General features: G+C 71.0%; 20 protein-coding genes. 6 read left to right on the top strand and 14 right to left on the bottom strand.

Features of this window, described 5'->3' with window-relative positions:
* Positions 1–10: 10 nt before the first annotated feature.
* Positions 11–1,783, bottom strand: coding sequence for an aspartate--tRNA ligase (gene aspS / locus MWM45_RS07565; RefSeq protein ID WP_247828921.1), 1,773 nt, complete (start codon positions 1,781–1,783; stop codon positions 11–13).
* 136 nt (positions 1,784–1,919) lie between these two features.
* Between aspS and MWM45_RS07560 the strand changes: the two genes are divergently transcribed.
* Positions 1,920–3,182 (top strand): APC family permease, encoded by a 1,263-nt coding sequence (locus tag MWM45_RS07560; protein WP_247828920.1) that lies wholly within the window; start codon positions 1,920–1,922, stop codon positions 3,180–3,182.
* A gap of 147 nt (positions 3,183–3,329) precedes the next feature.
* On the opposite strand, the gene hisS is transcribed toward MWM45_RS07560, so the two are convergent.
* Positions 3,330–4,658 carry a histidine--tRNA ligase gene (gene hisS, locus MWM45_RS07555; protein ID WP_247828919.1) on the bottom strand — a complete coding sequence of 443 codons (1,329 nt, stop codon included), beginning with the start codon at positions 4,656–4,658 and terminating at the stop codon, positions 3,330–3,332.
* Between the two features lie 467 nt (positions 4,659–5,125).
* Here hisS and MWM45_RS07550 point away from each other — a divergent pair, with 467 nt between their 5' ends.
* A complete protein-coding gene (locus MWM45_RS07550) occupies positions 5,126–6,772 on the top strand; it encodes a DUF349 domain-containing protein (RefSeq protein WP_418909760.1) in 1,647 nt (548 codons plus the stop codon).
* 96 nt (positions 6,773–6,868) lie between these two features.
* Positions 6,869–7,522 (top strand): hypothetical protein, encoded by a 654-nt coding sequence (locus tag MWM45_RS07545; RefSeq protein WP_247828917.1) that lies wholly within the window; start codon positions 6,869–6,871, stop codon positions 7,520–7,522.
* 54 nt (positions 7,523–7,576) lie between these two features.
* Here the strand turns inward: MWM45_RS07545 and MWM45_RS07540 are convergent, their stop codons facing one another.
* The 8 genes from MWM45_RS07540 to MWM45_RS07505 form a co-directional block, all read right to left on the bottom strand.
* Entirely contained in the window at positions 7,577–9,994 is a 2,418-nt protein-coding gene (locus MWM45_RS07540; protein ID WP_247828916.1) for a RelA/SpoT family protein, read from the bottom strand.
* Between the two features lie 157 nt (positions 9,995–10,151).
* Positions 10,152–11,150 carry a protein translocase subunit SecF gene (secF, locus tag MWM45_RS07535; protein ID WP_247828915.1) on the bottom strand — a complete coding sequence of 333 codons (999 nt, stop codon included), beginning with the start codon at positions 11,148–11,150 and terminating at the stop codon, positions 10,152–10,154.
* A complete protein-coding gene (gene secD, locus MWM45_RS07530) occupies positions 11,147–12,892 on the bottom strand; it encodes a protein translocase subunit SecD (RefSeq protein WP_247828914.1) in 1,746 nt (581 codons plus the stop codon). Before secD ends, secF begins: the two co-directional genes overlap by 4 nt.
* 85 nt (positions 12,893–12,977) lie before the next feature.
* Positions 12,978–13,556 (bottom strand): preprotein translocase subunit YajC, encoded by a 579-nt coding sequence (yajC, locus tag MWM45_RS07525; protein ID WP_247828913.1) that lies wholly within the window; start codon positions 13,554–13,556, stop codon positions 12,978–12,980.
* Positions 13,557–13,655: 99 nt separating this feature from the next.
* Positions 13,656–14,771 (bottom strand): Holliday junction branch migration DNA helicase RuvB, encoded by a 1,116-nt coding sequence (ruvB, locus tag MWM45_RS07520; protein WP_043445078.1) that lies wholly within the window; start codon positions 14,769–14,771, stop codon positions 13,656–13,658.
* Positions 14,768–15,397, bottom strand: coding sequence for a Holliday junction branch migration protein RuvA (gene ruvA / locus MWM45_RS07515; protein WP_247828912.1), 630 nt, complete (start codon positions 15,395–15,397; stop codon positions 14,768–14,770). The genes ruvB and ruvA overlap by 4 nt, the downstream gene beginning before the upstream one ends.
* Before the next feature lie 203 nt (positions 15,398–15,600).
* Positions 15,601–15,966 carry a hypothetical protein gene (locus tag MWM45_RS07510; protein ID WP_247828911.1) on the bottom strand — a complete coding sequence of 122 codons (366 nt, stop codon included), beginning with the start codon at positions 15,964–15,966 and terminating at the stop codon, positions 15,601–15,603.
* Complete coding sequence (locus MWM45_RS07505; RefSeq protein ID WP_247828910.1) at positions 15,963–16,952, bottom strand: SDR family NAD(P)-dependent oxidoreductase; 990 nt, start codon at positions 16,950–16,952, stop codon at positions 15,963–15,965. The genes MWM45_RS07510 and MWM45_RS07505 overlap by 4 nt, the downstream gene beginning before the upstream one ends.
* A gap of 51 nt (positions 16,953–17,003) precedes the next feature.
* Between MWM45_RS07505 and MWM45_RS07500 the strand changes: the two genes are divergently transcribed.
* Positions 17,004–17,579 carry a TetR family transcriptional regulator gene (locus MWM45_RS07500; protein WP_247828909.1) on the top strand — a complete coding sequence of 192 codons (576 nt, stop codon included), beginning with the start codon at positions 17,004–17,006 and terminating at the stop codon, positions 17,577–17,579.
* A gap of 27 nt (positions 17,580–17,606) precedes the next feature.
* On the opposite strand, the gene ruvC is transcribed toward MWM45_RS07500, so the two are convergent.
* From ruvC to pdxT, 3 genes are read right to left on the bottom strand one after another with little or no spacing between them, the layout of a single operon-like run.
* Positions 17,607–18,176, bottom strand: a complete 570-nt coding sequence (ruvC, locus tag MWM45_RS07495; RefSeq protein ID WP_247828908.1) for a crossover junction endodeoxyribonuclease RuvC — start codon at positions 18,174–18,176, stop codon at positions 17,607–17,609.
* Positions 18,177–18,212: 36 nt separating this feature from the next.
* Positions 18,213–18,971, bottom strand: coding sequence for a YebC/PmpR family DNA-binding transcriptional regulator (locus MWM45_RS07490; RefSeq protein WP_247828907.1), 759 nt, complete (start codon positions 18,969–18,971; stop codon positions 18,213–18,215).
* A gap of 2 nt (positions 18,972–18,973) precedes the next feature.
* A complete protein-coding gene (gene pdxT, locus MWM45_RS07485; RefSeq protein ID WP_247828906.1) occupies positions 18,974–19,702 on the bottom strand; it encodes a pyridoxal 5'-phosphate synthase glutaminase subunit PdxT in 729 nt (242 codons plus the stop codon).
* Between the two features lie 102 nt (positions 19,703–19,804).
* Between pdxT and MWM45_RS07480 the strand changes: the two genes are divergently transcribed.
* Both MWM45_RS07480 and MWM45_RS07475 read left to right on the top strand, forming a co-directional pair.
* On the top strand, positions 19,805–21,076 hold the full coding sequence (locus MWM45_RS07480) for a MurT ligase domain-containing protein (protein ID WP_247828905.1): 1,272 nt from the start codon (positions 19,805–19,807) through the stop codon (positions 21,074–21,076).
* Positions 21,076–21,846: a type 1 glutamine amidotransferase gene (locus MWM45_RS07475; RefSeq protein ID WP_247828904.1), complete on the top strand. Its 771-nt coding sequence runs from the start codon at positions 21,076–21,078 to the stop codon at positions 21,844–21,846. The genes MWM45_RS07480 and MWM45_RS07475 overlap by 1 nt, the downstream gene beginning before the upstream one ends.
* 40 nt (positions 21,847–21,886) lie before the next feature.
* Here the strand turns inward: MWM45_RS07475 and MWM45_RS07470 are convergent, their stop codons facing one another.
* Positions 21,887–23,449, bottom strand: a complete 1,563-nt coding sequence (locus tag MWM45_RS07470) for an alpha/beta hydrolase domain-containing protein (RefSeq protein WP_247828903.1) — start codon at positions 23,447–23,449, stop codon at positions 21,887–21,889.
* Positions 23,450–23,457 lie beyond the last annotated feature (8 nt).

Below are 23,457 nucleotides of genomic sequence, written 5' to 3'. Positions count from 1 at the left end.
GTGTCGCCGATCACCCCTCGGCGGCGGCCTTCGGCTTGGCGTCCACGCCGGCCTCCTTGCGCTGCTGCGCCGTGATCGGCGCGGGCGCCGCGGTCAGGGGGTCGAACCCGCCGCCGGACTTCGGGAACGCGATGACGTCCCGGATGGAATCGGTCCCCGCGAGGAGCGAGACCACCCGATCCCAGCCCAGGGCGATCCCGCCGTGCGGAGGCGCGCCGTACTTGAAGCCCTCGAGGAGGAAGCCGAACTTCTCCTGTGCTTCCTCCTTGCCGAGGCCCATGACCGCGAACACGCGCTCCTGCACGTCGCGCTGGTGGATACGGATGGATCCGCCGCCGAGCTCGTTGCCGTTGCAGACGATGTCGTAAGCGTAGGCGACCGCGTTCTCCGGATCGGTGTCGAACGTGTCGAGGAACTCGGGCTTCGGGGAGGTGAAGGCGTGGTGGACGGCCGTCCACGCGCCGCCACCGACGGCGACGTCGCCCGCGGCGACGGCTGCGGAGGCAGGCTCGAACATGGGCGCGTCGACGATCCACACGAAGGCCCAGTCACCCTCCGTGATGAGCCCCGTGCGCCGGCCGATCTCGACCCGGGCGGCACCGAGGATGGCGCGCGACGACGACCGGTCACCGGCCGCGAAGAAGATGCAGTCGCCCGGGTTGGCCCCGGTCGCGCCGGCCAGGCCCTCGCGCTCGGCGTCAGTGAGGTTCTTGGCGACGGGCCCGCGGAGGCTGCCGTCGTCGTCGATGAGGACGTACGCGAGGCCCTTGGCCCCGCGCTGCTTCGCCCACTCCTGCCAGGCGTCCAGCTGGCGGCGCGGCTGCGACGCGCCGCCGGGCATGACGACGGCGCCCACGTAGGGAGCCTTGAAGACGCCGAAGCCGGTGTCCTTGAAGAACTCGGTCAGTTCGGTCAGCTCGAGCCCGAAGCGGAGGTCCGGCTTGTCCGAGCCGTACTTCGCCATTGCCTCGGCGTACGTCATCCGGCGGATCGGCAGCGGGATCTCGACGTCGATCAGCTTCCAGAGCGCGGCGACGAGCTGCTCGCCGAGGGCGATGATGTCGTCCTCCTCCACGAAGCTGGCCTCGATGTCGAGCTGGGTGAACTCGGGCTGGCGGTCGGCGCGGAAGTCCTCGTCCCGGTAGCAGCGGGCCAGCTGGTAGTACTTCTCGAAGCCGCCGACCTGCAGGAGCTGCTTGAACAGCTGCGGGGACTGCGGGAGCGCGTACCAGGAGCCGGGCGCGAGGCGCGCGGGCACCAGGAAGTCGCGGGCGCCCTCCGGCGTGGAGCGGGTGAGCGTGGGGGTCTCGATCTCCACGAACCCGTCCGCGTGCAGCAGCTCGCGGGCGATCCGGCTGGCCTCGGACCGGAGGCGCAGGTTGGCCTGGGGGCCGGGGCGCCGGAGGTCGAGGTAGCGGTGGCGCAGGCGTGCCTCCTCACCCACCTCGACGTGCTCGTCGATCTGGAACGGGAGGGGGTCCGAGGTGTTGAGGATGGTCACGGTGTCCGCGATGACCTCGATCGCGCCGGTGGGGAGGGCCGGGTTCTCGTTGCCCTCGGGTCGCTGCTGGACCTCGCCGACGATCTGCAGGACGTACTCGTTGCGCAGGGACGAGAACACGTCCTCCTCACGGACGACGACCTGCGCGACGCCGGAGGCGTCCCGGAGATCGAGGAACGCGACGCCGCCGTGATCCCGGCGACGGGCGACCCATCCAGCCAGGGTGACCGTTTGTCCTACGTGCTCGGGTCGAAGCGAGCCGAGTTCATGCGTGCGGAGCACAGCATTCCTTCCCACAAATACGTTCGATGAGTCGCAGGCGAGCCTCGCCTGCCTAGAGTTGGTGCAAACCCGCCCAACTTTACCGGTCCGGTTCCGACCGGCCGGACAGGCCGTCCCGGAACCGTCGAGGAGCACCATGACCCAGCCACCGGGATTGCGCCGCGCGATGGGCGGCTTCGACGCCACCACGGTCGGGGTCGGGGCGATGATCGGCGCGGGCGCCTTCGTGGTCTTCGCCCCCGCCGGCGCCTCGGCGGGGGCGCTGCTGCCCCTCGCCGTCGTCATCGCGGGCCTCGTCGCCTACTGCAACGCCGCGGCGACGGCCTCGCTCGCCGTCCGCTATCCCTCCAGCGGGGGGACCTACGTGTACGGCAGGGAGCAGCTGGGGCCCTGGCCCGGGTTCCTCGCCGGGTGGGGCTTCGTCACCGGCAAGCTGGCCTCCTGTGCGGCGATGGCCCTCACGTTCGGCCTGTACTCGGCGCCGGGCGCGGAGAAGGCCGCCGCCGTGGCCGCCGTCGTCGGCCTGACGGGGGTGAATCTCCTCGGGGTGACGCGGACGGCCCTCGCGACGCGCATCATCGTCTCGCTCGTGGTGCCCGTCCTGGCCTTCGTCGTCGTCGTGGCGATCACCGCCCCCGCGGCCCCGTCCGGGTCCGGCTCCGGTGGAACGGGCGGCGTGGGTGGCGTCCTGCAGGCCGCAGCCCTGCTGTTCTTCGCGTTCGCGGGCTATGCGCGCATCGCGACCATGGGCGAGGAGGTCCGTGAGCCGCGCCGGAACATCCCGCGGGCGATCTTCGGCGCCCTCGGGTTCACCCTCGTCCTGTACCTGCTCCTGGCACTCTCGCTGCTCCACGCCCTCGGCCCGGAGGCCCTCGCCGCCTCGACGGCGCCGCTGCGGGACGTCGTCGACGCGGGCTCGCCGGGAGGGGCTGCCGGGGTGCTCGACACGGTGGTCGTCCTCGCGGCGGCGCTCGCGAGCCTCGGTGCGCTGCTCGCCCTGATCGCGGGCGTGGGCCGTACGAGCCTCGCCATGGCCCGTACCGGGGACCTGCCGTCGATGCTCTCCCGCGTCTCGACGCGCTTCGCGGTGCCCTGGGCGGCGGACGTCGCGACCGCCGCCGTCGTGGTGGTGCTGCTGCTCGCCACGGACGTCCTGACCGTCGTCGGGTTCTCCAGCTTCGGGGTGCTCGTGTACTACGCGATCGCGAACGTCTCCGCCTTCACCCTCACCGACCGGCAGTGGTACGCCCCGCGCTGGCTCAATGCCGTCGGGGCGGCCGCCTGCCTCGTGCTCGCCTTCACGCTGCCGGCGGCGTCGGTGCTGACCATGCTCGCGGTGCTCGCCGTCGGGGTCGCCGTGCGGGCCGTGGTCCTGGCACGACGGCGGCGTCGGGCCTGAGGAGGACGGTCCCGACCTCGCGGGGTGTGCCTTCGCGCACGCGATCCGCCCCCTTTTGGCCGTCGCAGCGGGACACGCCGCCCGTCCCGCTGTAACCGGCATCGGACGCGTGCACGACGCCGCGGTCAGGCGCGGACGACGGGTCGGTCAGGCGCGGGCGACGACGGGCCGGAGGTCGTCCGCCGGAGGTGTCCACGAGGACGGGTCCGCCGCCACCTGGTCGCCCGACCGGATGTCCTTCACCTCGTGCGAGCCGTCCGCCGACGTGAACCACACGAACGGGATGCCGCGGCGGTCCGCGAACTTGATTTGCTTCCCGAACTTCTCGGCCGTCGCGGCCACCTCCACGGAGATGCCGCGGCTCCGGAGCGCCGTCGCGACATCCTGGGCCTGCGACCAGGCGTCGTCGTCCGCGAGCGTCACCAGGACCGCCGTCGGGACCGCACGGGAGACGGTGGCGAAGCCCTGGCTGAGGATCCGCGAGACGATCCGGGTGACGCCGATGGACAGCCCGACGCCCGGGAAGGTGCGGTTGCCCTTGCGGGCCAGCGCGTCGTAGCGGCCGCCGGAGCAGATGGAGCCGAGGCCCTCGTGCCCGTCGAGCACCGTCTCGTAGACGGTCCCGGTGTAGTAGTCGAGTCCCCGGGCGATGCTGAGGTCCGCGACCACCCGGCCCGGCGCACGCCGCGACGCCTCGCCGACGACCTGCCGGAGCTCCTCGAGTCCTTCCTCGAGGAGTTCGTTCGTGACGCCGAGACCACGGACCCGCTCCACGAAGGAGGTGTCCGCGGTGCGGATGCCCGCGAGGTCGAGGGCCAGGCGGACCTGCTCGTCGTCCGCACCGACCTCGTCGCGCAGCAGTACGCCCACCTTCTCCGGGCCGATCTTCTCGAGCTTGTCGATGCTGCGCAGCACCGCCGCGGTGTCCTCGAGCCCGATCGCGCGGTAGAACCCCTCGGCGAGCTTCCGGTTGTTGACGCGCAGGGTGAAGTCGGGGATCGGGAGGGCGCCGAGCGCCTCGACGACGGCGAGGGCGAGTTCGACGTCGTACCGGAACGGCAGGACGCCGTCGCCGACGACGTCGATGTCCGCCTGGGTGAACTCACGGGCACGGCCCTCCTGCGGCCGCTCGCCGCGCCAGCACTTCTGGATCTGGAACCGGCGGAAGGGGAAGGCGAGGTGGCCGGCGTTCTCGACGACGTAGCGTGCGAACGGCACGGTGAGGTCGTAGTGCAGCGCCAGTCCGCTCTCCGAGGCGGACGCCTCGTCGGCCTGCAGGCGGGAGACCGCGTAGACCTCCTTGTCGATCTCGCCCTTGCGGAGGAGGTGGTCCACGGTCTCGACGGCGCGGGTCTCGATGCTGGAGAACCCGTGCAGCTCGAACGTGCGCTGCAGCACCTCCAGCACGTGGAGCTCGATCAGGCGCTCCTCGGGGAGCCACTCGGGAAAGCCTGACAGTGATGCCTTGCGGGCCATTGGGGGGATCTCCTCCTGCACGGGGTTTCCGGTCCTCGCCCCGACGGCGGGCGATCCGGTTCTGCGGCCTCAATCCTAGGTGCCGTGCACCCTCCGCCGGAAAAGCGCGGGCCGGACGGGGTGGCTCGTCCAGCCCGGTGCACCCGCCCCCGCCATGCCGCGGAACGGGGGCCAGTGGGTAAAGTAGCCTCAGGGCAGGTTCCCGGAGTTCAGGTCAGGAACGGAGTGCGTAGCGAGGTCGGCCGGAAGGCCCTTGCCGCCGTACCCCGACCGGCATGACCGATAGACTCCTAGACCCTGCATGACATGGCCCTGGCGCGGTTCACGGCCATCCGACGAGCGAAAGACTTCTAGCGGTGACAGACAGTCAGCAATCCGACGACACGACCATCGGCCAGGACTCGCAGCAGGACGCTGCGGCAGGCGACGGCACGAACACGGCATCCGTAGCGGCAGAGCCCGGCGCGGTGGCACAGGAAGCAGCAGCGGAAGAGTCGGCCGGGTCCGCGGAGCCCTCGGACACCGTGGCGTCCGGGACACCTGCCGAGGACGCACCAGCTCCCGCCGAGGAGGCGCCCGCCCAGGAGGCAGCGACCCCCGCGGCTGAGTCCCCTGCCGAGCCCGAGCCGGTCGACGCTCCCGAGGAGGAGGTCGAGGCGCCGACTGCGGAGGCAGCGACCCCCGCGGCTGAGGCTTCTGCCGAGCCGGCGCCGGTCGACGTTCCGGCCCCCGCGGCCGCCCCGCCCAGCGCCCCGTCGCCCCAGCCGTCCGCTCCCCGCCCGCCGCTTCCCACGAAGATGGCACCGCGCCCGCTGAAGAAGGCGACGACGTCGGTGGCGGCGCCCGTCGCCCACAGCACGCCCCTCGCCGAAGCCGGCAGGTTCGCGCGCGTCGAGGAGGACGGCCACGTCTTCCTGCTCGTCGACGGCGAGGAGCACGCGGTCGGCCAGTACCCGGACGCGACGCGCGAGGAGGCCCTCGCCTACTTCGTGCGCAAGTACGACGACATCGTGAGCCAGGTGGCACTCCTCGAGCAGCGGGTGCAGGCGAAGGCGCCGGCGTCGGACATGGCCAAGACGGCCAAGCACCTGCGTGCGCAGGTCGGCGAACGCAAGGTGGTCGGCGACGTCCTGGCGCTCGAAGCGCGGATCGACACCCTGCTCGAGGCCATCGGAGGTCTGGAGAAGGCCGAGCGCGCCGTCCAGGACGAGCTGAAGGCGAAGGAACTCGCGGCCCGGGAGGCGATCGTCGCTGAAGCGGAGGAGCTCGCCGACCGCGATCCCTCCACCGTGCAGTGGAAGGCCAGCAGCACCCGGATGAACGAGCTCTTCGAGCTCTGGAAGGCCGCCCAGAAGAACGGACCGAGGCTCGGGCGGGGCACGGAGGATTCGCTCTGGAAGCGCTTCCGGTCCGCCCGCACCATCTTCGACCGCCATCGCCGTGCCTACTTCTCGCAACTGGACAGCGACAACGCGGAGGCGAAGCAGGCCAAGGAATCGCTCATCAAGCGCGCCGAGCAGCTGTCCGGCTCGACGGACTGGGGCCAGACCGCCGCCGAGTACCGGCATCTGATGGACGAGTGGAAGGCGTCCAAGCGCGCCAGCCGCAAGGACGACGACGCCCTGTGGGCCCGCTTCCGCGCCGCCCAGGACCGTTTCTTCGAGGCCCGGAAGGCCGCGAACGAAGCCGTCGACGAGGAGTACGCGGGCAATCTCGAGGTTAAGGAGGCACTGCTGCGGGAAGCCCAGCAGATCCTGCCGATCAGGGACCTCGCCGCCGCGAAGAAGGCCCTGCAGTCCGTCCGTGACCGGTGGGACGAGGCCGGGAAGGTCCCGCGCGCCGACATGGGCCGTATCGACGCCGGGCTCCGCAAGGTGGAGGACGCCGTCAGGGCCGCCGACGAGGAGCACTGGACGAAGACGAACCCCGAGACCAAGGCGCGCACCAACAGTGCCCTGAGCCAGCTCGAAGCGACCATAGCCCAGCTCAAGGACGACCTCGCCGACGCCGAGCGCGCAGGTGACGCCAAGAGGATCGCCTCGGCCCGCGAAGCGCTGGCAGCGCGGGAGCAGTGGCTCGACATGTTGCAGCGGTCGGCGCAGGACTTCTCCTAGCGCTCCGCTCGCACGCAGCGAGAGCCCCCCGGCACCCTTGTCCACATGGGTGCCGGGGGGCTTTTGCGTGGGAGGTGCAGTCCGCATGCTGAGGTGATGGCACCCCTGCACAGCGCCTCCGCCGCAGCACCTCCCGAGCGCTATCCGGGAGCGGCGCATGCTCCGGTCACCTCGACCGGCGGCGCGCTCTTCCACGCGGGAGACATCTTCACCTCGGCGGAGCTGCAGGCCATGCGGCTCGAGGGCCTGGTGCGGCTCGTGATCGGCGGGTCCTATCTCCGGAGCGACTTCCGGGAGGACCCCGCCATCCGGTCGCAGGCCGCCGCCCGGAGCATCCCGCAGTCGGTGCGGTCCCGGGTGGCGCTGGGGCGCTCCTGCGCGGCGTGGATCTACGGGTGCGCCCCTCCTCCGACCGTGATCAGCCTGGTGACGGACCACCGGCGCCGCACCACGGCCCTGCCGCCCTTCACGTCCGCCGTCATGCACCAGGTGGCGCTCGGACCGTTCGACGTGAACAGGGTGGGCGGGGTGTGCGTGACCACCCCGCTCAGGACCGCCCTGGACATCGCCGTGCACGGCGAGGACCGTGATGCGGTGGACATCCTGCGGGCGATCGGCCGGGACCGCGAGCTGGACTGCCCGCTCCGCCTCGTGGAGGCCGCGTTGCTGGGCGCCTCCCGGGTGCCCGGGAAGACGCGTGCCCTGTCGAGGGTGAGGGCGGCCAGGCGTCCGGGGGCGGGCGCAGGATGAGACGGCGCGCACGAGCAGACGCACCCGGGCCGTGGCGGCGCGCCGCGCCCGCCGTCAGGGCCGGCGCTGCGAGCCGGTGGTCCGGTAGACGTCGAAGACGCCGTCGATGCGCCGGACGGCGCTGAGGATGTGGCTGAGGTACTTGGGATCGCCCATCTCGAAGGCGAAGCGGGACATCGCCACCCTGTCCGTGGACGTGTTCACGCTGGCCGCGAGGATGTTCACGTGGTTCTCGGCGAGCACGCTCGTGACGTCGGAGAGCAGGCTCTTGCGGTCGAGGGCCTCGACCTGGATCTCGACCAGGAACACGCTCGACTGCGTGGGAGCCCAGTCCACGGGCACGATCCGGTCCGGCTGGTCGCGCAGCTCCTGCACGTTGCGGCAGTCGGTCCGATGCACCGAGACACCCGAGCCGCGGGTGACGAACCCGATGATCGGATCCGGCGGGACGGGCGTGCAGCAGCGCGCGAGTTTCACCCAGACGTCACCGACCCCGCGGACGGTCACGCCGGAGTCGGAGAACTTGGGCCGCCGGGGCTGGGCCGGGACCACGGTCTCGGCGATGCTCTCCTCGGCGCCCTCGTGCCCGCCCATGAGGGCCACGAGGTGCTCGATGACGTTCTGGGCGGAGGTGTGTCCGTCACCGACGGCGGCGTAGAGGGCCGAGATGTCCTGGTGGTGGAGCTCCTCCGCCACGGTCATCAGGGCGGTGTGCGTCATCATGCGCTGCAGCGGCAGGTTCTGCTTGCGCATGGCACGCGTCAGCAGGTCCTTGCCCTTGTCCACGGCCTCCTCGCGCCGCTCCTTCGTGAACCACTGCCGGATCTTGTTCCGGGCGCGCGGGCTCTTGACGAAGTTCTGCCAGTCCTGGCTCGGCCCCGCCCCCTCGGCCTTCGAGGTGAAGATCTCCACCGAGTCGCCGTGGTTCAGCTCGCTGCTGAGCGGGACGAGCTTCCCGTTCACCCTTGCCCCGATGGTCCGGTGGCCCACCTCGGTGTGTACCGCGTAGGCGAAGTCCACGGGCGTCGACCCGGCCGGCAGCGCCATCACCTCGCCCTTGGGGGTGAAGACGAAGACCTCACGCGCGTTGATCTCGAACCGCAGGGAATCGAGGAACTCGTTCGGGTCCGAGGTCTCCTGCTGCCAGTCGACGAGGCTGCGCAGCCACCCCATGTCACCGCCGTCCTGCGCCTCGAGCTGCCGGCCGCCGCTCTTGTACTTCCAGTGGGCGGCGACGCCGTACTCGGCACGGCGGTGCATGTCGTGGGTCCTGATCTGGATCTCCACGGGCTTGCCGCCCGGACCGATCACGGTGGTGTGCAGCGACTGGTACATGTTGAACTTCGGCATCGCGATGTAGTCCTTGAACCGCCCGGGCAGGGGGTTCCAGCGCGAATGCAGGGAGCCGAGGGTCGCGTAGCAGTCGCGCACGCTGTCCACCAGGACGCGCACGCCCATGAGGTCGTGGATGTCGTCGAAGTCCTTACCCCGGACGATCATCTTCTGGTAGATGGAGTAGTAGTGCTTGGGCCGTCCCGTGATCGTCGCCTTGATCCTGACGGTGCGCAGGTCCTCCTCGATCTGGTTCCGCACGAGGCTCAGGTGCTTCTCCCGCTCGGGGGTCCTGTCCCCCACCATGCGGACGATCTCCTCGTACACCTTCGGGTGCAGGGCCGCGAAGGAGAGGTCCTCGAGCTCCCACTTGATGGTGTTCATGCCCAGCCGGTGGGCGAGCGGTGCGAAAATCTCGAGGGTCTCCCGGGCCTTCTTCGCGGAGGAGGCGGGCGAGACGAAACGCCACGTGCGGGCGTTGTGCAGCCGGTCGGCGAGCTTGATGACGAGGACCCGGATGTCCTTCGCCATGGCGACGACCATCTTGCGGACCGTCTCGGCCTGGGCGGCGTCCCCGAAGGACACCTTGTCCAGCTTCGTCACGCCGTCCACGAGCATGGCCACCTCGGGCCCGAAATCGCGCTTGAGCTCCTCGAGGGTGTACGAGGTGTCCTCGACGGTGTCGTGCAGGAGGGCCGCGGCGAGCGTGGTGCCGGTCATGCCCAGCTCGGCCAGGATGGTGGCGACGGCGACGGGGTGCGTGATGTACGGATCGCCGCTCTTGCGTGTCTGACCCTCGTGGCTGCGCTCCGCGACGAGGTAGGCGCGCTGGATGAGGTCGAGGTCTTCCTTCGGGTTGTTGGCCCGGACCGTGCGCAGGAGCGGCTCGAGGACGGGCGAGTAGCCGGAGGAGCCGCGGCCGGTGAGCCGGGCGATGCGCGCGCGGGTCCGCCCACGCCTGCCGGGAGCCACCTGGTCGGCGCTCGTCGCGGACGGCGCGGAGGTCGGCGACTCCGGCTGCACGAGCCCTCGGGACGGTCCGGGGCGCACGGCGTCCGTCGCGATCGGGCCCTGCCCGCCCGCCGTGGAGGCGCCCGGACCGCCGTCGGGCCCTCCCGTGGGCTTCACCGCTTCAGCCATGTGCCATCCCTCAATCTCGATCCCGGGCCCGGAAGGGTTCCCGCGATGCCACCGGTCATGCGACGGTCCAATTCTAGCCGGGCCCGGAACGGCATCGGCCGCAGGGCACCCGGACGGGTCTCCTGCGGCCGACGACCGAGCCGGGGCGGTACGCGGCTCAGGCGGAGGCCGCCGCCAGGGAGCGCCGGGCGAGGACCTTCTCCTCCTGCTCCTTCAGTTCCGGTTCGTTGAGCCGGAGCGCGGCGTAGAGCGGCGCGGCGATGAAGATGGTGCCGAGGGTGCCGAGGATGATGCCGATGAACAGGGCCAGCGACAGGTCCTGGAGGGTACCGGCACCGAGCACGAAGGCCCCGATGAAGAGGATCGAGGCGACCGGGAGGATCGCGACGACGGAGGTGTTGATGGACCGGACGAGTGTCTGGTTCACCGCGAGGTTGACCTGTTCGGCGAAGGTCCGCTCGGTGGAGGTCTTCATGTCGGAGGTGTTCTCGCGGATCTTGTCGAACACCACCACGGTGTCGTACAGGGCGTAGCTGAGGATCGTCAGGAAGCCGATGATGGCCGACGGCGTGACCTCGAAGTTGCTCAGCGAGTAGAGCCCCGCGGTGACGACCATGACCACCACGAGAGCGGCCATCGCGGCGACCGCCATCTTCCAGGTGCGGAAGTAGAGCGCCATGAGGATCGCGGCCAGGAGCACGAACACTCCGAACCCGATCAGGGCCTGCCGGCTGACGTCCTCACCCCAGGTGGGTCCCACGTAGCTCGAGGTGACCTGGTCCTCGCCCACGCCGTACCCGCCGGCCAGGTTGTCCCGGACGCTCAGGGTCTCGTCGTCGGAGAGGCGCTCCGTCTGGACGCGCATGGTGTCGCCCGCGATGTTGGTGACACGCGGGACGGCCTCGGGGACGACGTCGGTCACGGCCCGCTCGCCGATCGCGGGATCCCTGTCCTGCGTGGAGGACACGGTGAATTCCGAGCCGCCCCGGAAGTCGATCCCGAGGTTGAAGCCGCCCTTGACCACCGGGATGATGATCGAGATCAGGAGGGCGATGCCGGCGATCAGGAACCAGAGGTTCCGTCGGGCGACGAAGGGGTAGGAGCGCTTCCCCGAGTACAGCTCGTTGCCGAAGGTTGCGAAGTTCGTGCGGCTCATTCGTTGGTCTCTTTCTGGGAAGAACCGGTACGGCCCGCGAGGGCCTTCTGCTGTTCCGCACGCCGACGCTCGGCGATGGTCAGGCGGCGCTCGGCCTCGGCGGTGGCGCCCTTGTTCTTGGTCCGGGCGACGGCGACCGGCTTCACGGTGCCCTCGCCCGGCTGGCGGAGGCGGCCGGCGCCGCGGTACAGCGGGATGCCCCCGAGGCGGCTCGGGTCCAGGCCGGACCACGGGTGGCCCTCGCCGAAGAACTTGGTCCTCGCCAGGAGCCGGAGGACCGGGTGGGTGAAGAGGAAGACGACGATGAGGTCGGCGATCGCGGTGAGGCCGAGGGTGAAGGCGAACCCACGGACGTTGCCGACGGCGACGAAGAAGAGCACCAGCGCGGCCAGCAGGTTCACCGCCTTCGAGGCGAGCACGGTGCGCTTGGCGCGCCGCCAGCCGTTCTCGACGGCGGAGATGAGCCCGCGTCCCTCCCGGAGCTCGTCGCGGATGCGCTCGAAGTAGACGATGAACGAGTCCGCGGTCTGCCCGATGGCGACGATGAGGCCGGCGACACCGGCGAGCGAGAGACGGTAGTTCTCCGTCCACCCGAGGATGCAGATGGCCAGGTAGGTCAGGACGCCGGCGACGACCAGAGAGGCGATGGTGACCAGGCCGAGGAGCCGGTACTGGAACATGGAGTAGGCGGCGACGAGCAGGAGCCCGATGAGGCCGGCGATGAGCCCGACCCGCAGCTGGTCGGCACCCAGAGTGGCGGAGATCTGCTGCTCGCTCTGGATCTCGAAGCTGATCGGCAGCGCTCCGTACTTGAGCTGCTCCGCCAGGGCCGCCGCGGATTCCTCCGTGAAGCTGCCGCTGATCGAGGGGTTGCCGTCGGGGATGACGGCGTTGGTGGTCGGCGCGGACACGATCTGGCCGTCGAGGACGATCGCGAACTGGTTGCGCGGGTCACCCTGACCGAACGCGTAGAGGCGTTCGGTGACCTCGCGGAAGGTCTCGGTGGCCTCGTCGTTGAAGTCGATGTTCACGGCCCAGCTGTTGAGCGTCTGGCCTCCCTGGCTGCGCTCCAGTCCGTAGCTCGCCGTGGAGATGTCGGTTCCGGGTACCTCGACGGGGCCCAGGATGTACTTGCCCTGGGTGTCCGGCTCGCACGCGACCATCGGCTCGTCGGCGGGCGCGGGTTCTTCCGCCGGCTCCAGTGCTGCCGGGTCGAGGCAGTTCAGGGCCTCGAACTCCTTGTACAGCTCGGGGGTGATCCAGTTGGGATCACTCGCGTTCTGCGGCTCGGCGGCCGGCGTGGGGAGCTGGTCCTCCGGCGTCGGCGTCTCGGCGGCCGCGGCCTGGCCGGGACCGCCGGTGAGGACCGGGCGGAACTCCATCTGGGCGGAGGCCTGGATGAGGTCGCGCGTCTGTGCGTCGGGGGTACCCGGCAGGGAGACGATCACGTTCTGGCCGGACTGCGTGCTGATCTCGGCTTCCGCGACACCGGACCCGTCGACGCGCTGGCGGATGATCTCCACGGCCTGGTCGAGCTGTTCGGGCGTGATCTCGCTGCCGTCCTGGACGCGGGGGGCCAGGATCATCTGCGTCCCGCCCTCGAGGTCGAGGGCCAGGCGCGGGCTCCAGCTCGCGGTGCTCCAGTGGGCGCCCGCTCCCAGCAGGGTTGCGAGCAGTGCTGTCAGTACGCCCAGCCAGACGAGTGTCCGCTTGGCTGCCGTCCCGGGACCGGTACGAGGCATGGTGGGGTGTCCTTATGCAGTGGCGCGTCGGGTGCGCCGGGTGATCATGGGGGCGCCGGTACTGCTACCGGCGCCCTACGGAATGCTAGTTGTCCGGGTTCGCTTTGGGGTCGCGGGCGTCGCGCGCGTCGCGGTTTTCCCGCGGCGATTCCCGGTTCAGGCGCTCCAGCGTCTCCTCCGGGGTCTCGACGCCGGACGTGGATCCCGGGGTGCCCGCAGCGGTGGAACCGCCGGCGGGGCCGCGGTCGACGCCGTCGATCGAGGACACGTCGTCGGGCACCGTGGAGGCGTCATAGTCGGGGCGGTCCAGGGGCTCAGCGGCCGTCGCGTCCGCGTCCGCGCCCGCGGCGGCGGGCTCCTGCTGGACCACCTTCGAGAGCGCCTGCGTGTGGACCGTCGCGAAGGTACCCGGCGACAGCTCGAGGACGGCCTTGTTGTTCTCCTGGTCGATCGAGGCGATGGTCCCGAAGAGGCCGAACTGGGTCATGACCTCGGTGCCGGGTTCCATCTGCGTGCGCATCTCCTTGACCTGCTGCTGCGCCTTCCGCTGCCTGCGGAACATGGTGAAGATGAGGAAGGCCAGGGCCAGCGGGAGCAGCAGACCGAAGACGTCGAAGCCTCCGGTCTGTCCGGTGGTGGATTGGGCGACTACATCTGCAAGCACTGGGGATCCGTTCCTGGGGCTGGGGTCTGGGTGGCAGGACTGTGCCGCGGCACACATCGTGAGACACCAGTGTAGAGGCGTTTCCTGAGCGTCCCCGCGTCAGGAGTCCGGCTGGGCCCAGCTGTCGACCGCCGATTCCGTGGCCACCAGGTCCTCGGGCGTGACGGAGAACAGGTCCTCGGGCATCGCGGCGGCGACGTTCGCGGGCATCTCGATCCCCAGGTGCCGCCAGGCGGCAGCCGTCGCGATCCGGCCGCGCGGGGTGCGCCCGAGCATGCCCTCGCGGACCAGGTAGGGTTCGGCGACGGTCTCGACGGTCTCCGGTTCCTCGCCCACGGCGATCGCGAGCGTCGACAGGCCCACGGGTCCCCCGTTGAACTTGGTGATGAGCGCCGTGAGCACCGAGCGGTCCAGCCGGTCGAGGCCCCGCGCGTCCACCTCGTACATGTCCAGCGCCGCACCCGCGGAGCGCGCGTCGATGAGGTCGACGCCGTGCACCAGGGCCCAGTCACGGACGCGCCGGAGCAGGCGGTTGGAGATACGCGGCGTGCCGCGGGACCGGCCGGCGATCTCCGCGAACGCGGCCGAGTTGACCTTCATGTCCATGAGCATGGCCGAGCGGCGGAGCACGAGCTCGAGTTCCTCGGTGGAGTAGAACTCGAGGTGCCCGGTGAACCCGAAGCGGTCCCGCAGCGGGCCCGGCAGGAGCCCCGCGCGGGTCGTGGCGCCCACGAGGGTGAAGGGCGGCAGTTCCAGGGGGATGGCGGTGGCACCGGGCCCCTTGCCGACGATGATGTCGACGCGGAAGTCCTCCATCGCCATGTAGAGCATCTCCTCGGCGGGCCGGGACATGCGGTGGATCTCGTCGAGGAAGAGGACCTCTCCCTCGGTGAGGGAGGAGAGGATGGCCGCGAGGTCGCCGGCGTGCTGGATGGCGGGCCCGGAGGTGATGCGCAGCGGCGCGTTCATCTCGGCCGCGATGATCATGGCGAGCGTCGTCTTGCCGAGGCCGGGCGGCCCGGAGAGGAGCACGTGGTCCGCGCTGCGCCCGCGCAGGCGGGACGCCTCCAGCACCAGCGAGAGCTGCCGGCGCACGCGCTTCTGGCCCACGAAGTCGTCGAGGTTCTTCGGCCGGAGCGCGGCCTCGACGGCGCGGTCCTCGGGGTCGGCGGCCGGCGCGACGAGCGGCGCCTCCTCCTGCTGCTTGTCCGTCATGTGCCCACCGTCGTCCGGGCCGAGCTGCGGGCGCCGTCCTGGCCGAGCCTGCGCAGCGTGAGTTTCAGGATCTGGCCCACGTCACCGGTCGCGGCGACCTCGGGTGCCTCCTCGACGGCGGCGTCGATCGCCGCTCCGGCGTCCTTCTCGGACCAGCCGAGACCCATCATGGCGGTGAGGACCTGGCCCTGCCAGGTCTGCTTGGGCACCCCGGGCTTCGCGTCGGGCGGGACCAGCTTGCCGGCGAGCTCGAGCACGATGCGGCGGGCGCCCTTGGGCCCGATCCCCGACACCTTGCTGAACGCCTTGTCGTCGCCGGACGCTGCGGCGATGCGGATGGCGTCGGGCGTGTGGACGGCGAGGACGGCGAGGGCCAGGCGGGGCCCCACGCCGCTGACCGCCAAAAGCGTCTCGAAGACCTCGCGCTGGTCGGCGTCCTCGAAGCCGAACAGCGTCATGGAGTCCTCGCGGACGATCATGGCCGTGGCGACGGTGGCCTGCTCCCCCACGCGGAACCCGGCGAGGGTCTGGGGGGTCGCCTGGACCTGCATGCCGAAGCCGTTGACGTCGAGGACGGCGGAGTGCAGGCCCACGTGGGTCACTGTTCCGCGCAGGGAACTGATCATGAAGGGCTCCAGGGGCACTTGCGGGCGGGACCGCCGGGCTGCCACCCGGCGTCGAACATACGTTCTAATGCACTACGGTACCGGCGAATCGGCCCGCGATCGAGCCGCCACACCGGGTCCGCCGTCGGGCGGGACGCCTCGGGTCCGGGCCTGCCCGCATCCCTGGGCGATGATCCGGCCGGTGACCCTCCGCGCCCCGGCGATCACCGGAAGGCCGCCGCTATCCCGATGAGGGTGACCGCGTGCACGACGGCGATCGCAAGGTTGGCGAGGACGACAGGGTGACGCAGACCGTTCCGCACGGTGAGGGCGGTGAGGCCTTTGTAGAAGACCTGCACCGTCAGCAGGGCCCCCACCGCTCCGGTCAGCCACGGTGCATCGGGTAGGACGAGCGCCGCGCCCATGAGGACGGCCGAGGCGGTGAGGATCGCCCCGTAGATCGCCAGGAGGATGTCCCGGGCCGGCGTCCGCTCCCCGAACACCGCACGGAGCCCGGGCATCTCGCCGGCCAGGAGGACGGTCACCGGAACGAGGACGAGCACGTTCAATCCCAGGGACACGAGGATCATCGGGACCCCTCGGACGCGGCATAGGTCGGCAGGTGGTCGCGGACGGCACCTTCGAGCCAGGCCCACAGCCGCTCACGCCGATCGGCCGCGAACGTGGCCGCTTCCGCCCGGGTGACCCGGCCGATCTCCACGTAGCCGCCGTTCAGCGCCCCGTGGGCGTCCCCGAGAGCCAGCCGGACAGCGTGACGGGCGGTGGACCGTGGGGTCGAGGCTCCCGGGAGGACACTCATCGCCGGCATCACGTGCTTCCAGACCCAGTACCTGGAGGCCGGCATGTCCCTGCCGAGCCCGGTCCCGGCGACCAGCCCGGGGTCGTAGGTGTTGAGTCGATGCCCGGACGCGGCGAGCCGCTCCGCCCAGTCGTGTGCGAGGGTCACCAGCGCGAGCTTGCTCGAGGCGTAGGCGACGCCCCCCTTCCCGCGCTCGTCGGCGGACCGGACGGGACCATCGGCCGGGGGTTCCGGTCGGGCGAGGTCCTCGGGATCCCGCCACTGCGGGTCCGGGACGAGATTGAAGCTCGCCTTCTTGCCCCGGTGGGTGGAGGACCCCAGGAGCACCGCGTGGGCGCCCGCGGCGAGGAGCGGTTCCAGCCCGCGCAGGAGCAGATGCTGCGCGATCACATTGACGGCGAAGGTCAGCTCGTGGCCCTGCGCTCCGGCACGCCGCCCGCTCGTGAACTGTGCGCCGGCGTTGAGGAGCACGACGTCGACGGGGCGCACCGCGCCACGCTCCTGCGCTGCGTGGATCTGCTCGAGTGCAGTGCGGACCGAGCCGAGGTCGCCGAGATCGGCGAGAGCACCCATGGCGACGAGCCCGGTGGCCCGGGCGCGCTCGAGCGCGTCCTCCAGGTCGGCAGCACCACGGGCGAGGAGCACGAGGCTCGGCCGTGACGGATGCTCGAGAAGCTCCTCGAGCATCCGTGCACCGATACCGCTCGTGAAGCCGGTCAGCAGGACCGTCGGTGACGTGACGACAGTTTGTGTCATGGCAGAGAATATAGTCGATGTCACAAAGTGACACAAGGGTAGGATCGGGGGATGCCCCGATGGCCCGAAGACTCCCGCCGCCGCCTCGTGGACGCGGCGATCAGCCAGTTCGTCGACCGCGGCTACGCCGAGTCGACGGTCGAGAACATCGCGCTCGCGGCCGGGGTGACCCCGCGGACGTTCTTCCGCTACTTCGCGGACAAGGAGGAAGTGCTCTTCGCCGATGACGACGAGCTCCTGCCGCTGCTCATCGGTGTCATCGCGGAGGACACCGGTCCCGTCCGCGCGGACGTGCACATGGGGAAGGCACTCGGGACGCTCGCGTCGACCATGGAGTCCCGGCGCGACCTGCTGAAGCGGCGCCAGCGCGTCATCGACTCGCACATCGCACTGTCCGGACGGGAACTCGCCAAGCAGGCCCGGTGGCAGAAGGACGTGACGACGGCCCTCATCGGTCGCGGGTTCCCCCCGGAGCAGTCCGACGTCCTGGCCGCCATCGGGTTCGCGCTCTTCCGGCAGTGCCTGCACGCCTGGCTCGCGGACGACGAGGGGCCGAGCCTGGAGGCGCGGGTGAGCGACGCACTCTCCGGTGTGCGGTCCGTCCTGGACGTCCGCAGCTCGCGCTGAGCGGGCGCCGGGACAGGCGTCACCTGCTCAGCGGCGGCGGGCCCGGGCCTCCGCCTCGGCCCACAGGCGCTGCGCGGGGGTCACCAGTCCGCCGGCGGCGGCCGCACCCTGCGTCCCCACGCCGCGGCGCCACGCGTGGGTGATCGCCAGGGCCAGGGCGTCGGCGGCGTCGGCGGGCCGGGGCGGCGTGTCCAGCCGTAGGATCTTCGTCACCATCTTCGTGACCGCCACCTTGTCCGCCTGCCCGTTGCCCGTGACCGCGGCCTTCACCTCGGTGGGCGTGTGGAGTGCCACCGGGATGCCGCGGCGCGCCGCGGACACGATGACGACCCCGGACGCCTGGGCGGTGCCCATGACGGTGCTGATGTTGGTCCCGCTGAAGACGCGCTCGACGGCGAGGGCCTGCGGCTCGTGCAGGTCCAGCCAGGTGTCGACGGCCTCCGAGATGACCAGGAGCCGTTGGTCGAGGCTCTGCCCGGCGTCGGTGCCCACCACGCCGACGGCCACGAGGGTGGAGCGCCGGTTGGGTTCGATGTCGACGACGGCGAGCCCGCAGCGCGTCAGCCCGGGGTCGACGCCCATCACGCGGAAGGTCACGGGGCTACCTGCCGCCCGGGGCCGGGAGGGGCGATGTCAGTCGTCGTTCTCGAGCTCCGCCAGGACCTCGTCCGGGAGGTGGGCGTTCGAGTAGACGTTCTGGACGTCGTCGAGCTCCTCCAGGGCGTCCACGAGCTTGAGGAACTTCCGCGCGCCGTCGGCATCCAGGTCCACCTGCATGGACGGGACGAACTCGACGTCGTCGTTCTCGTACTCGATGCTGCTCTCGTCGAGCGCCGCGACCACGGCCCGGAGGTCCTGCGGCTCGGAGACGATCTCGAACGTCTCGGCCGATTCCTTGACCTCGTCCGCCCCGGCGTCGAGGACGGACAGGAGCAGCTCGTCCTCGGTGAGGTCCTTCTTCGGGAGCGTGACGACGCCCTTGCGTGCGAACAGGTAGGCCACGGAGCCCGGATCGGCGACCGTGCCGCCGTTGCGGGAGATGCCGAGGCGCACCTCGGAGGCCGCGCGGTTCTTGTTGTCCGTGAGGCACTCGATCAGCAGCGCGGAGCCCTGGGGGCCGCGGGCCTCGTACATGATGGTCTGGTAGTCGACGGCCTCGCCGAGCAGCCCTGCCCCGCGCTTCACCGCGCGGTTGATGTTGTCGATGGGGACGGAGGTCTTCTTGGCCTTCGAGACGGCCAGTTCGAGCCCCGGGTTACCGGCGACGTCGGCGCCGCCGGCCCGCGCCGCGACCTCGATGTTCTTGATCAGCTTGGCGAAGGACTTCGCGCGCTTGGCGTCGATCGCGGCCTTCTTGTGCTTGGTTGTTGCCCACTTGGAGTGCCCCGACATGCCTACGCTTCTCCTCTGATCATCCGAATAAACAGTTCGTGGACCCGCCGCTCCCCCGTGACCTCCGGATGGAAGCTCGTGGCCAGCAGGTTCCCCGAACGCACTGCGACAATTCTAGCGACCGGTTCCAAGTCCGCACCGGCATCGGCACCCTCCGGTGCGGGTCCGGGCTGCGGCGTCTCCGACGCGGGCACCTGCGCCAGCACCTCGACGCCCTCGCCCACCTTCTCCACCCACGGCGCGCGGATGAACACGGCCCGCACCGGATCGGCGCCGCCGACGCCTCCGGTGGTGGCGAGCCCGCCGAAGGCGAGATCGGCCTCGAAGGACTCGCGCTGCCGCCCGAACGCGTTGCGCCGCACCACCATGTCGAGGCCGCCGAGCGTCTGCTGCGGGTTGCCGAGGCGGTCCGTGGACGGGTCCGCGAGGACGTCCGAGAGCATGATCATCCCGGCGCAGGAGCCGTAGACGGGCATCCCGTCGCCGATCCTGTCGCGCAGCGGCCCGGCCAGCCCGCAGGTCCGGGTGAGCTTGTCCATCGTGGTGGACTCCCCTCCGGGGATGATCAGGCCGTCGATCCCGGCCAGTTCCGAGGCCCGCCGGACGGGTACGGCCCGCCCGCCCAGGGACTCGATGGTCGCGATGTGCTCGCGGACATCGCCCTGGACGGCGAGGACGCCGACCACGACGCCGGACGGGGGCGTGGGAGCCGGGGAGGACGGGGAGGTCATCCCCCAATTCTAGGTTCTCCGGCCCCCGCTCCCGGCGGGGCGTGAGGAGCGACTCCCCGCCGCGTCCCGGGAAGGCGTCCGGGCCTGCGATAATTTGGAGGCATGAATCCCCTTCCAGTCCTCGTGGGTAAGGCTGCGCGCTTCGCCTCCCGCCTGCGCGGCGGCGGCTCCGCGTTCCCGGGCCTCGTGGTCGAGCGCCTCGACCCCGGCTTCATGGGCCGCGCCCTGTCCACCCTCCCCCGCGGCGTCGTCGTCGTCAGCGGCACGAACGGCAAGACGACCACCACCAAGATGGTGGTGGAACTGCTCGAGGGCCAGGGCCTGACGGTGTTCACCAACCGCACGGGCAGCAACTTCACGCGCGGCGTCGCGGCGGCACTGCTCGGTGAGGTCGACTGGCGCGGGCGCCTCCAGGCCGACGTCGCCGTCCTGGAACTGGACGAGGCCCACGCCGTGCACTTCGTGAAGCTCGTCCCTCCCCGGTACTCCCTGCTGCTGAATGTCCTCCGCGACCAGCTGGACCGGTTCGGGGAGATCGACGCGACCACGCGCCTGCTCGAGCGCATCGCGCTCGCCACCACGGACACGGTGGTGCTGAACCGCGAGGATCCGCGCGTCGCCGGACTGGCGTCGTCGATCACGGCGGCCGACGTCGTCTACTTCGGCCTCGACGCCTCCCTCCGGAGCACCTTCCCGAACGACGACGAACTGCGCGGCGCCGCGGGCACCGCACCCGCCTCGGCCCTGCCCGCCGACGTGGTCCTCGCGTCCGTGGACGGCAATGCGGCGAGCTTCGAGGTGGAGGGCACCACGACGCGCACCGACCTCCGCCTGCGCGGTGTCTACAACATCTTCAATGCGGCGGCGGCCCTCGCGGCGGCCCGCGCGGTCCTCGGGGGCAGCGCCGACGGCGACCGCCTGTTCTCCTCCCTCGCCGCCGTCGAACCGGCGTTCGGCCGGGGCGAGAGCCTCGTCGTCGACGGTCAGGCCCTGGAGCTGGTGCTGGTGAAGAACCCGAGCGGGTTCCGCCTGGGCCTGAAGTCCTTCGACCCCGCCGGCTGCGCGACGATGATCGCCATCAACGACAACTACGCCGACGGACGCGACATGTCCTGGCTGTGGGACGTCGACTTCGACTCGCTGGGCCTCGGCGGGGTGGACGTCGTCAGCGGGGTCCGCGCCTACGACATGGCGCTGCGCCTGAAGTACGACGACGTCCGCGTCGGTGCCGTCGAGCCGGACACCACCGACGCGCTCCGGCAGTTCATCCGTGGCTCCGCGGGCCGTCCGAAGCGCATCTTCTGCACCTACACCGCCATGCTCGCAGTGCGCCGCGAGCTGTCCAAGATCACGAAGGTCGAGGTGGTCTCCTGATGAGTGACGCCCCATCCGCCGCCGCCCTCACCGGGGCGCCCGCCGATCCGCAGAAGGGCTCCCTGCGCATCCTGCAGCTCTACCCCCGGGAGATGAACATCTACGGGGACTACGGCAACGTCCTCGTGCTGAAGCAGCGCCTGGCCTGGCGCGGCTACGGCGCCGAGATCCTCGAGCACAATGCGGGCGACCCGTTCCCGGACGACGTCGACATCATCGTCGGCGGCGGGGGCCAGGACAGCGGCCAGGTGGTCATCCAGGAGGACCTCCAGGCCATCGCCCCCCGGTTGCGGGAGCTCGCCGAGGACGGCACGCCGATGCTGCTCATCTGCGGGCTGTACCAGCTCTTCGGCAACAGCTTCCGGACGTACGAGGGCACCGTGATCCCCGGCATCGGGGTGCTCGACCTCGAGACCCGCGGCGGCTCCGAGCGGCTGATCGGCAACGTGGTCGCCACGAGCGAGGAGTTCGGCGAGATCCACGGCTACGAGAACCACAGCGGACAGACGTTCCTCGGCAGCGGGCTGCGGCCCCTCGCGACCGTGATCAAGGGCGCCGGCAACAACGCCGGGGAGAAGCACGAGGGCGCCCGCTACCGGAACATCGTCGCGAGCTACCTCCACGGGTCCCTGCTGCCCAAGAACCCGGCGATCGCCGACTATCTCCTGCGCACCGCCGCCGAGCGGAAGTTCGGCGCGTTCGAGGACGACGGCGTCGACGACTCGCTCGCGGACCTCGCCCGGCAGCACGCCGGAGCCCGGCCCCGGTAGGAGACCGGGGCCGGGCTCAGGTCCTGCTCGGGCTCCCCGCTCAGGGGATGTCGCTCCGTGCCGCGTCGCGCCGCAGCTCGCGGGCGTCGTAGCGCGTCAGGAATCCCTCGTCCTCGAGCGTCCGCACGCTGTCCCGGACCGCCCGCACGTAGCTGCCGTGGTTGCGGTACAGGTCGTCGAGCACGTCCTGGGACAGCGGCCGCTCGTAGCCCGCGATGAAGCAGAAGGACGCCCCCGTCGCCGTGCCGTACCAGGTGCTGGTCGGCGCGTCGAGGAACGGCGAGCGGAGGCCGCCCTGCACGTTGCCGTAGGCGTCCAGCACGGGCGCGCCGTCGCGCACCAGGATCGGCTCGGCACGCGGCGGCGCGACGCCTTCCCGCACCCAGAGATCGAGGTTCCGGAGCGCGGCGTTGAAGAAGATGGAGCTGGGGAACCTGCTGCGCGGGCCCTCGTTGCACGACGCCGGCGGAACGGTCCGCTCGGCCGCGACGATGTCCGCGGAGGACGCCGAGTACGTCAGCTCGTCCGGCGTCGCGTGCCCGGCGCCGGCCATCTCGTAGTGCCGGTACAGGTCGCCCGGCTCGTCGCTGTCCGCGCGGCGGGAGCCGATGCCGAGCAGGTAGTCGGACTGCGACATCATCCGCATGATGGGGACGCCGACGTCCTCGAACTGGCGGCGCGTGTCGGTGGCCGGGGGCGCCGGCTCGCACTGGTTCATCGGGTAGGCGCCGGCGAAGGCACCGCCGGCGACGGCGACGATGTAGGCGTCGTAGACCGGCTCCCCGTCCGAGGCGACGACGAGCGGGTGCACGCCGTTGATGTAGTTGACGAGGTACCCGCCGGTCTGGGAGTACCCGAAGCCGTAGGCGTGCTCCACCCGCGAGTCCCGCGCCCCGTAGCGGAGCGGGTTCGCGGCGTCGCTGCTCTTCAGCCACGCCCCCACCTGGGAGTAGATGTCCCAGATCAGCCCGTTCTCGGTGGTCCTGGCCGAATCGGCGGCGACCGTCGCACAGTTCCGCGGATCATCCAGCGGCAGCGGGTTCGCGAAGGAGAGGGACGCGTACCGCTCCGGGTCGAAGTTCTGCAGCGCCTGGACGGCGATCGGTTTGGCGGTGATTCCCACCCAGGCGTCGCCGTTGGCCACGATCTGCTCCTGCGCCATGGCCCAGCCGATGTTGAGGTCGAACAGGTTGCTCGGGTTGAGCATCTCGACGACCACGTTGCCACTGAACTTCTGGCCTTTGGCCGGCTTCCGGACGAGCACGCGGGTGGTGTACGGGGCGTCGTCGGTGCGCACCTGCGCGGGCCCGGCGGAGGGCCACGTGTAGACGTTCGAGGTGCCGCTGACCAGGTACTCCTCCTCCACGTAGCCGAGCCGCGACAGGTCCTGCGGCACCTCCTGGTGGTCGGCGGCGCCGAACGGGTAGGACGCGGCGGTGGAGGCGAGGGGCCCCTCCACGGCGGGGATCGGCGTCGTGCCGTCCGGTGCCGGAACCACCGTCGGCGGGGGTGGGGCGGCGCCCGCGGGGCCGGCTGACACGCCGAGGCCGGTGACCGCGAGGGACAGCGTCAGCAGGATGGACGTTCGGGAACGGTTTCTCATCGGTGCTC

Source organism: Arthrobacter antioxidans, assembly GCF_023100725.1.
Taxonomy (GTDB): Bacteria; Actinomycetota; Actinomycetes; order Actinomycetales; family Micrococcaceae; genus Arthrobacter_D; species Arthrobacter_D antioxidans.
The sequence above is the reverse complement of the archived record's forward strand: the minus strand, read 5'-3'. Positions and strand labels throughout refer to the sequence as shown.